The sequence below is a fragment of the Nostocoides sp. genome, assembly GCF_037045025.1.
GTDB lineage: Bacteria > Actinomycetota > Actinomycetes > Actinomycetales > Dermatophilaceae > Nostocoides_A.
In genome coordinates this window covers 18,260-28,522 of record NZ_JBAOHM010000006.1, presented here as the reverse complement: position 1 = coordinate 28,522, position 10,263 = coordinate 18,260, and the positions used below count along the sequence as shown (strand labels likewise).

Annotated in this window: 9 protein-coding genes; all 9 read left to right on the top strand. The window is 67.1% G+C overall.

The window, feature by feature from the left end:
- The first annotated feature begins 278 nt into the window (after window positions 1-278).
- The 9 genes from V9G19_RS04625 (at window position 279) to V9G19_RS04585 (ending at window position 10,261) form a co-directional block, all read left to right on the top strand.
- Window positions 279-971, top strand: coding sequence for a TnsA-like heteromeric transposase endonuclease subunit (locus V9G19_RS04625; RefSeq protein WP_462284322.1), 693 nt, complete (start codon window positions 279-281; stop codon window positions 969-971).
- Complete coding sequence (locus tag V9G19_RS04620; RefSeq protein WP_462284321.1) at window positions 968-3,178, top strand: hypothetical protein; 2,211 nt, start codon at window positions 968-970, stop codon at window positions 3,176-3,178. Before V9G19_RS04625 ends, V9G19_RS04620 begins: the two co-directional genes overlap by 4 nt.
- A gap of 47 nt (window positions 3,179-3,225) precedes the next feature.
- Window positions 3,226-4,248, top strand: a complete 1,023-nt coding sequence (locus tag V9G19_RS04615) for a TniB family NTP-binding protein (RefSeq protein WP_462284320.1) — start codon at window positions 3,226-3,228, stop codon at window positions 4,246-4,248.
- A complete protein-coding gene (locus V9G19_RS04610) occupies window positions 4,245-5,660 on the top strand; it encodes a TniQ family protein (protein WP_462284319.1) in 1,416 nt (471 codons plus the stop codon). Before V9G19_RS04615 ends, V9G19_RS04610 begins: the two co-directional genes overlap by 4 nt.
- Window positions 5,657-6,037: a hypothetical protein gene (locus V9G19_RS04605; RefSeq protein ID WP_462284318.1), complete on the top strand. Its 381-nt coding sequence runs from the start codon at window positions 5,657-5,659 to the stop codon at window positions 6,035-6,037. Before V9G19_RS04610 ends, V9G19_RS04605 begins: the two co-directional genes overlap by 4 nt.
- Window positions 6,034-6,342, top strand: coding sequence for a hypothetical protein (locus tag V9G19_RS04600; RefSeq protein ID WP_462284317.1), 309 nt, complete (start codon window positions 6,034-6,036; stop codon window positions 6,340-6,342). The genes V9G19_RS04605 and V9G19_RS04600 overlap by 4 nt, the downstream gene beginning before the upstream one ends.
- Window positions 6,343-6,520: 178 nt before the next feature.
- Entirely contained in the window at window positions 6,521-8,209 is a 1,689-nt protein-coding gene (locus V9G19_RS04595; RefSeq protein WP_462284316.1) for a TniQ family protein, read from the top strand.
- 58 nt (window positions 8,210-8,267) lie between these two features.
- Window positions 8,268-9,626: a hypothetical protein gene (locus V9G19_RS04590; protein WP_462284315.1), complete on the top strand. Its 1,359-nt coding sequence runs from the start codon at window positions 8,268-8,270 to the stop codon at window positions 9,624-9,626.
- 8 nt (window positions 9,627-9,634) lie between these two features.
- The gene (locus V9G19_RS04585) at window positions 9,635-10,261 is read left to right on the top strand and encodes a histidine phosphatase family protein (protein ID WP_462284314.1); all 627 of its coding nucleotides are present in this window, start codon (window positions 9,635-9,637) and stop codon (window positions 10,259-10,261) included.
- Window positions 10,262-10,263 lie beyond the last annotated feature (2 nt).

Sequence of the window (10,263 nt, the reverse complement as noted above, 5' to 3'; positions counted from 1 at the left end):
CCTCGGAGCCGCGGACACCCAATGGCGTTTATTCACCCCGAGATCCTTGTCTCCGCCCTGCGCGGCGAGTAGGTTGAGCGCGGAGCCGTAGACGAGGGCCGCGCCGGAACGCAAGTGAGGGCGCGCCAGTTCGCACCTGGCACGCCCTCGGCGACGGTCCCGATGAATCTTGGACAAAACGAAGGTGCCGTCGCGTGGACGAGTCTATTTCGCACGCCCGGAACCGGCCAGCCCCTGTGGTGCTGTGCTCCGAGCTGGACACTGAGTGGTTGTTCGACGTGGGGGCGGACCTGGCCGTGTGGCCGTGGCCGCAGCGCCCGGACGTCACCGGGCTGCAGCGCACCCGCACCCCCAAGGTGAAGGCACAGTCGGGGCATGTGCCGGTGTACGCCTTCTCGGTCACGACTGGGAACCACCTGCACTTGGAGTCAGGCCTCGAGCATGACCTGGTCAGGGAGCTGGACCGGCACCCTGACGTGACATGGCTGGTCGCGCAGCCCTGCAGGCTGCGGCTGCCGGCCAAGCGCCGGGGTGGGCGCGTAGAGCACACCCCGGACTTGCTCAGTCGGCATGACGACGGGACCGTTCGGCTGTGGGATGTCCGACCAACAGGGCGGCAGGACGAGGACTTCCGGCTGAAGGTGCGGCTCACCGCCGAAGCGTGCGCCGAGGTGGGTTGGAGCCACGAGGTGTTCACGGGCTGGTCCCGGGTCCGGCGGGTGAACCTGATGTGGATCCACGGCTTCCGCCGGCCGATGCCGTGGTACCCCGGGTCGCTGAGTCTGCTTCACGAGCATCTCGAGGGCCAGGGCACGATCGCCGATGTCCTCGAGCTCGATGCCGGCGGCGGACATGTCGTGTCTGCGATGTGGCACGGCATCTGGAGCGGGCAGATCGACTGTGACCTCGACGCCCCGCTCACGCAGGCGACACCGATCGTGGTGCATCAGCCTGAGGTCGTGACGGCGTGAGCAAGGCGGTCGAGCTCTACGTCGGGGCCCGGGTTCTGATGAGCTATGGCCCGGCGGTCGTGGTGGAGCTGGGCCGGCACGGCGTCACCGTCAAGGACGCCCTCGGGGAGAACCACTTCGTGCGCGCCGACAAGCTTGCCGTCACCGGGCTCGGCGACGAGGGCCTCGACGCGATCCACCTGTCACTGCAGCCGTGGTGGAGCAGCCTCACCCCGGCGATCCGTGCAGAGATCCTGCTCAAGCTCGAGGTGGTCCTGGAGATCCTCACGGCATACCGCGACGGGCACCCGCTCATGGCCCGCGACGGCGAACCCTTCTACCCGTTCGGTGAAGGGTTCGGGGTCAGCCTGACCAAACGGATCGAGGCGATGGCGCGCCAGCTCACCTTCGAGTACAGCGTCGATCGCATGCGGGTCCGGCGTGTGCTGGCCGGCGAGGTGGTCAAGAACAGCGTCTCGGCCAACACGATCCGCGGCTGGATCAAGTCCTTCAAACGCGACGGACTGCGAGGCCTCGCGGACGGGCGCAAGACCCGCGGCCGCCAGGGCTTCGAGGTCATCGACCCACGCTTCGTTCGGATCGTCGACGAGGAACTGGCCGGCTTCGACGGCACCAGAAGCAAGGTGAGCCTCGTCGAGATCGAACGCCGGGTCCTGGTGCGGCTAAAGCAGGAAGGCATCGATGACATCGACCTGCCCCAACGCATCACCCAGCAGTACCTGTCCATGCGGTTTGCCGCGCTCGGGCACACGACGAAGCAGCACAAGTCGTCCACCCTGCGCAGGAACTCCGGCCGCAGCAACTACCCAGCCACCCACCCCGGACACTTCGCCGTCGACGTCACCCGCGCCGACAACCTCGTCTGGGACGACGTCTACGAGCGGGTCTACTCCGTCGAGATCATCACGATCATCTCGGTCCCGAGCCGTGTCGTCGTCGCCTGCCGGGTCGTGCCCCAGTCGGCGAACTCTCTTGAGATCGCCCTCGCGCTGTATGACGCGATCCGCCCGTTCTCGATGCTCGTCGACGACACCACGATCGACGACTTCCGCTGGTGTGGCATACCGGTCAGCCTCGACGTCGGCGACAACCCTGTCACCGCTCACGCCAGCCGGGTCCGCACCAGCCGCGACGTGACGGGTCGGCACGTCAAGCCCGGGATCACGCCGATCTCGCTGCGTGCCGACAACGGAAAGATCTTCCTCAGCGATCCCTTCCGGGCGCTGCTGTCCGATTGGCAGGTCGACCTCATGCCTTCCCGGCCCGGACGCCCCATCGACAACAACATCGTTGAGCGCTGGCACGACAGCCTCCAGGCCGCATACCAATCGTTCCGCAACGGCGCCGGGTTCAAAGGTCGCGCCGTCCACGAAAGAGGCCGGTTCGTCGGCTGGGTCGGGTTCGAGCCCCTCGGGTCCTGGCGCGAGCTGCAGCAGCACCTGCACCGGCACATCGCCATCGCCTACCACCGCAACCGCCACGGCGGCGTGAAGATCCCGGGCGTCGAGGACGGCAACTTCACCCCGCTGGAGCGTCACGACATGCTCCACGCGATCACCGGCCGCCTGCTGGTTCCCCAGCACCCGGACCTCATCTACAGCCTGCTGCCCGAGAAGTGGCTCACCCCCGGAAACGGCGGCGTTGCGTTCCGCGGCCTCACCTACGACGGCGACATCCTCGACGAGATCCGCGGTCTCCGGCCCGGCACTTTCCGCGCCCAGGACGCCAAGGTCCCCTTCCACTACGACCCCCGCGACCGAACCCGGCTCTGGCACCGTAGCCGCCACGACGACCGCATCTACGAGCTGCAATGGCGCGACGCGCACCTGGTCGAGGCGCCCCTGACCGACGTCGTCGTCCAGCGGGCCCGCCAGCTCCTCAAGGACCGCGGCGGCAACCGCGTCGTCTCCCGCCGCAACGTCACCCGCGAGATCATCGCCGCCATCACCGAGCTGAGCACCGCCCCCACCGACGAGGAGTGGCGCAGCAAACTCATCCGCGCCGGCATGCGCCACGACCAAGCCCTCATCGACCACGCCGAAGCCGACGCAGCCCGTCAGCTCATCGAAACCGGCGCCGACTCCGCAGCGCAACAGCCGCCGCGGCCGGCCTTGTCTTTGGCCGAGGACGCACCGGCCGCGGTTGACGAGCCCGTCCCGCTGGACTTCGACTCCGCTTTCCCCGACTACGACAGCGAGGCGATCTGATGGATGCCCGCCTCTGGCACCAGCAAGCCACCGCCCCATCCCGGTCGATGCCGAACCCGATCCCGGTCGAGACCTTCGACGCCATGTCCGAGGCCGGGCAGGACGAGTACTGGGTCGAGCTGACCACCGCGATGACCGGGCTCGTCCTGCCCTCGGTCCTCGCCCAGCGGGCCGCGCATCACCTCACCCGGCTCGTGGACCGCAACCGGCTCCGCCCGCCTGGGGCGAAAGCGATCGGGTCGGTCAGCGCATCCTTCGCCGTCGGCAAGTCCACGTTCGTCAAGGACTGGGCCCAGGCGGCATACCGCGACCTGCTCGGCCCCGCCTGCGCAGACCCACGCCCCACCTGGAATCCCGAACCCGGCATCACCGCGGACTGGATCCCGCACGTGTACATCACCCTGCGCGCCGCCTCGAAGATCCGCGACGTCCTCGCCGCCCTCTTGCTCACGATGGGCTACCCCAGCGAGGGCCTCGTGCGGGTCACCACTACCCGGGTCATCCACGCGTTCCGGCAGCACGGGGTGCGGCTGCTGCTCATCGACGACAGCCACTTCCTCGATGTGTCCAACAAGGACAGCCGCGACATGCTCGACTTCCTCAAGTACCTCAACACCGAGCTCGGTGAGCTGGGCGGCACGATGATCCTCGTCGGCGCCGACCTGCACGAGTCCCCGCTCTACCTCGACCCGCAAATCAACTCCCGCCTGGAACGCCTCACCCTGACCGCATACCCGCTGGCCACCGAAGACGACCGGCGCACCTGGCAACGCTTCCTCAAAGACGCCGAGACGGTGCTGCTGCCCTACTTCGACTGCGCCCCCGCCGGGATCTTCTCCCGCCAGCACGCCGGCTACATCTGGCGCCGCACCCAGGGCTACGTCGGCGACACCGCCCTGCTGCTCACCGAGGCCCTGCTGGCCGCCTTCGACGACGGCTCAGACACCATCACCACCGCCCACCTCGACGCCGTCCCCCTGTCCGCCCGCGCGATGGCCCGCGAGGCCGAGCTGCGCGCGGTCGCGCCCCAGCCGTCCCGGCGCCGGCGAGTCAAGGTGCCCGTGTCATGACCGCCCTGCCCGTGCGCCCCGTACCGCGGCCGTCCGAGCCGCTCAGCTCGTATGCCGTGCGCCTGGCGGACGCCAACGGCATCCACCGCGCCCGGGTGCTGCCTCGGTATCGGCACGACATCGACATCCCCGCGCGTGAACTCGACATCGTCGCGGCTCTCGCCGGGCTCGACAACGGTGCCGCGCGGCAGTTGACGATGAACCGGTATCCGCTGGCGATCCGCGGCCACGGCACCCAGCGGCGGCACGGGTGGCGCCTGCACTTCGACGTCATCTGGGTCTGCCCGGCCTGCACCCTCACCACCGGGCACACCGAGCTGCTCTGGCAGACCGCGCTCATGCCGGTCTGTCTCCGGTGCCGCTGCTACCTCGTCCAAGCCGAAGCGACACACACGGTGACGCCCGCCCACCCTCGCGTCCTCGAGCTCGCCGAGATCCTGCGCGACCTCGCCGAAGCAGCCATCGACGAGCCGCGCGCCCGCGGGATCCTCTACCGACTCCGCCGCCGCTGCCAGCACACAGCCAGCATGCTCGATCCCGCTCTGGTCGACTCGAACCCTGACCTCCCACGGCTCGACGTCGCGGCGGCCCGCATGTGGGGCGCCTACCCGTCACCGGATCCCCGCACCGTTGCGGCCCTACTCGTCCTCTGCGGCCGACGACTCGTCCGCGACAAGCGCCAACGCCCGGCGCACGCCCGGGTGCACCAGGCCGCCGAGTTCACCCCAGCAGACCGAGCCCGACTCGACTGGTTCCTCACCCGCCTCCGCCACCACGCCACCAAAGACGGACTGCACCCCAGGCACGTCCCGGCACTCCTGCCACTGTTCTCCGACGGCGACGCGCCGGCGCGGCGGCCCGGGCAGTGGCTCTCGCTCACCCGCGCCGCCACCGCCCTGCACCTGCTCATCACCCAAGCCCACGACGGCGACCCAACGCCGGAGGAGTCAACCGCCGCCCTCGGCGTGACCGGCATACCCACCAGCCTGCTCATCGACGCCATCCACAACGGAGCCGGCCTCCGCCACCAGGACGCCGACCTGCTCGGCCGATCCCTCGACGCCCTGCTCGCCGCCGGGCTCGTCGACTACCAACGACGCCGCGACACCCTGCGCGCAGTCACCCACCTGCCCTCCAGCACCACCCGGCTGCTTCCGCCAAGCCAGGCCAGCGCCGACAGCGACGTCCTCGCCCTCGGCTGGATCTGGACGAGGTCCACCCACGGGCCGATGCGCTCCAGCCCCTGGCCCCACATCCCCGACCGCGATATCCACGCCTTCGACACCCGCATCGACCCCGAGACCCGGCTGCTGCTGCACGAGACCGGCCAACAGCTCCTCGCGGACGCCGACCTGCTCACCATCCCCGCTGCCCGGGCCACCTTCGCCGGCGTCGCCCGGAGGTATGGATGAACCACCTCGAGCCGGACCACGAAGATCTCCACACCCGCGCCGAGCGGATCCTGCAAGCAATGGCCGACACCCCCATCCCAGCCATGGACGCCACCTTCTACGCCCACCACGCCGAAGAACTGCGAATGCTCGTCGAAGAGCTTCTCGCCGACGCTCACTCGGTTACCGACTCCGTGACTCGCGTATGGCTGGTCTGGAACTGTCACGACATCGCCGGCTCCTACTCGACCGAGCACGCCGCCCGCGAGGCACGCGCCGACCTCCAACACCAGCTCCTGTGCCAGTACGGCCCCGACGCCGACCTCCTCGAAAGCATCACCATCACCACGGCACACGTCCCAACCAGATGCCTCGGCTCGCATCGGAGCCAGCGGTGAGAGGCATCAGCCGCGAAGCCCTCGCCCGCGATGCCGCCTGGAGCCTCGCCGACGGCAACTGCAAAGACCTCACCATCGAATGGGCCCGCTGGGAGACCACGTATGCCGCCTCACTCGCCACCGCTGCCCGGCAGGCCGCGCTCACAGAACCCGCCGCCGTTTGCGCCGCCTGCCCCATCGCGAACGAGTGCGCCGACCTGGCCGAGCTGTCCGGGTACACGGGCATCGCCGCCGGCCACGGCTACCGCAATGGCCACCTCGACCACGCCCGCCAACGTCACCCGCGACAGCGGAGAACGGCATGACCACCCCTGCAGACGGCGCGCCCGGCCCGGCGGCGTCGTCGACCACGATCGCGCGGCCGGCCGACCGTGGTAGACATCCTCTTGACGCCCACCCTTGCGAGGGACCGGGAAGTGACCCCCAGGATTTCCTGCCGGACGACAGGGCCTGGGGGTCGCGCCCACCCCGGGAGTCGGCGACGTGAACGCGGCCTTGCCCATCTCCGTGCCACCACGACCCGGCGAATCCGTCGAGTCGTGGCTGGAGCACTTGGCCGATGCCAACGGCCTGACCACCGCCCAGCTCCTAGCGACCATCCGCCGCAGCGGAGCCACCACGCGCTACCTCACCCTTGCACCCTCGGCGGAGACCATCGCGAGACTCGCGGCCCTCGCCCGCGTCGACGAGGAGGTCGTGTATGCCGCGACCCTGGCCTCCTTCGACGGCACCGCGCTCGACCTCACCGGCCTCGACCCTATGGACCGGTACTCCTACCGGCAGGTCGCCGCCCGCGGCTGGACACCCGCCCGCGGCACCCAGATCTGCCCGGCATGCATCGCCGAGACCGGTGTTTGGAGGACCGCGTGGCGACTCCTCCTCGTGACCGCGTGCGCCGACCATGCTCTGGTCCTGGTCGCCGGATGTCCGTCGTGTGGGCGGCCGTTCCGCGACCAGCGTCACTCCCACCTGCGCCGCGTTGGCTCCGCCACGGTGTGCGGGAACCCGCTTGGTCAGGGGCCGCTCAAGCAGTGCCAGCGCGACCTCACCACACTCGTCGGGTTGCCGGCGTCGCCGGCCGTCCTCGCGACTCAGGCCCGGATCGACGCCGCCCTCACCGGGCGGAGTGTCAAGGTGCTGGGGCAGTTGGCCAGACCGGCGGCCTACCTGGCCGACCTACGGCACCTGACCACGCTCCTCCTTCACCTCGCCGGGCAACCCGGAGCCGGCGATCTCGCGCCATGGGCGGTCCACCTGGCCCTCGTCGCCGCAGACCGCACCTCGACCCGCGGACCACGCTGGGGCATGCGCCCACCCGACGACCCCGCCCTGCGTGGCGAGGCATTGGCGACCGCGGACACGATCCTGGTCGCCGGCGACCTCGATACCGCAGCCACGCTGCTGACGCCGTGGACCGAGCTCACCCCGACGACGAACGACGGGCCGCTCGGCTGGCTGGGCGACCGCACCGTCATGACCCCCACCCTGACCCGCCTTGTCATGGCCGCCCGCGCCCCGCACCGGCGCCTCTCCCACCACCTCGACACCCCCCGATCCGACGGAACGCCTATGCCGATCAACCTGCTCGTCATCCCTCAGGTCATCCCGCACGAGCAGTACCTCGAGCACCTCGCCGGCGCCTCCGACTCCAGCGAAGCGACAGTCCGCCTCTTCGCCTCCCTATCGCTCGCCCGGCTGCACCCGGAGGTGAAGTCCTGGGCCGCGGCTGCCGAAGCCCTCGGCATACCCGGCCCGATGGGGGTGCGCTGCGCCCGAGCCTGCTCGGCCACCATGCTCATCACCGCCGACGAATGGACGGCTCGGATATGGCGCGCCGGCGAGGAGTCACCACGGAGGGACTACCGCGCTACCGAAGCCAAGATCCGCCACCGTCGCGGGATGAGCCGCTGGTTCGATGTATGGGCCCGCCGCTACCGGCCCGGCACCCGGGACGGCTGCTACGACCTCGGCCTGACCTGGCAGTGGGTCCACGTCGCCCACGCCCACCTCAACCTCTCACCCGCCTGGCGAGGGCGGAAGCCGACCGCCAAGGACCGCGCCCGCTACCGACAGTTCGACATCTCCCTTAGCGATGCACAGGGAGCTGCGCTCTTGCGAGCATGCCGCCCGGCTGTCCTGCATGGACCTGACTCCCCGAACGGTCGGGGCTGAACCGCTACCATGACATTCGCGCAGTGATCGAGGGACTTCCGGAGCATGAGGAGAATCAGTGACCGAAGCAACGCTCTTCACTGCTGGACACGGATTCTATCAATTCGCAGTGTCCCGTAGCGCCTTCGACCGGAGTCTCTATCTCAATTTATTGCTACAGCCAAAGTTGGCCATTCCGGACCATTACCTTCTGCACGGCAGGTGGTTGGGAGAGCATCTCGGGCTGTATCCGTCACGCGATTCGTGGCTCGAAGTGGGGCTCAGGAATCGTTTCATAATACCGTTCTCTCGCTACGATGACACGAGTCTTGAGGATTCACTCGTTCGAATGCAAAAGGGCGACCGTCGAGGATTTGATCCCGGCGCATTAGAAATAGCCAAGCGCCTCGACCGCACCCCGTTCTCATCCGAGCACTGGTCTTCTCCCCAAAACTCAGCCAACTTCGCGAATATCTCCAATCGATATCTTGCCGGCCCGACCGCTCCGGTGGCCTTAGAGTTAGAAGTTGACCCGGATGACTACCTCGGCTTCTGGGCTCGCAGTCGGGAGTGGATCACTGACGAGCTACGAATTGCGCGTGAGCGGTCCTCCGATGAACTCGGCGGCGACGGCCTTCTCCTCAGCAAGATGATTCAAGTGTCTGGAGAACGCGTTCTGGGACTCAAATGCGGTCGAATCGAATCGGTCGGGGGCCTTATTCACCAAGTGCGAGACACGGTGGGCGATTCTGCCGCCCGCGACCTTGAGGTCTACTATACAATTGCTGCGGAACTGTACAATCGAAGCTTGGCCGATGTCCTTCGTTCGGCTCCAAATAGTCCTCGGTGGAAGCCATACTTGGCTGCCTTGGATTTGTGGCGGGAGGACCTGATCGACCCCGAAAACCGACAGTACGGTGATCGCGATGCTAGTATTGCCATGGAAATTCGCCTTCCTCGTCCGAAACACCTTCGGCACGTCAGTGGCGACGTCCTGAAGAGTATCAGAGCGGCCCCCACTGCCGAGCGCTACTTCGAATCGTTGAGCGCCTGGCGAGCGAATCCTCAAGAAACGACTATTCGCGAGGAGATGGTTGCGGCCCTTAAACGGTACTCCCAGACAATCCGATCCATGGTCGGCAAGGAAGTTGGCATGCTCGGTCTTACACCGAGGTTCATTTCGAATGCAACTGATCTCAGTCGTGTCCTAGAGAAAGCCCCAGGGGTCGTTCAGGGGTTCCTAGCCGCAGGAGGTACCGCAGCAACCGCTGGCGCGGCGGCTGGCGCGGCGCCTCCAGCTCTTCCAGCAGCCCTCTTCTCGCTCTTCGTTCTACAAACAGTGGCTAAGGCGCACGTACCAACCAGGAAGGTCGACGTCAACATCACGCCCCAATCGGGGCTGCGCATGTTTCCTGACATAACGATAGGCCATGGTTAGAAGGGAAAATGGAGTCAACTGAGCTTGTTCTGGTTCGTCACGCGAGTAGCACCCGGCGCGAGGTTGGCATATGGGGCAGGCGCTACGATGTGCCGCTGGCTGAGGGATTTGAGCGACAGCTTGAGCACTCTCGACGTTATGTGGAGGCGATTCAGAACTTCGTGTTGGTATCCTCGCCGCTGAAAAGGTGTCTGGAGACGGCGGCGTTCCTCGCCCCAAACCATCCTATCGAGGTCATTCACGAGTTGACGGCTTACCACTCCGGAGCGATGGAGGATTTGAGTGAATCGGACATTGCCGCCCAATATCCTGGTTACCTAGAACTGTCTTATGCCGAGAGGTTTGTGCGGCCCAAATTTGGGGAGGAAAGTCTCGCGGAGCAGGCCCTGCGAGTGGGACGTGGGTTGGGTATGTTGCTGGGGTTTGCAGCAGATTCGGAGTTGAGGTCAATCGTCGTCGTTGCACACTACAGCTCGATTAACGTCATTGGGCACATGGCGATAAATAGTTGGGATGTGGGGACCTACGGGTCTGGAGTGTTTGACTTGGAAGACGGTGAACTACTCAGACTATCTATTGATGCCCCCTTCGTGAGGCGCCAGCTTCAGGATTTTATTGACGGAGAGGAAGTGTAGAT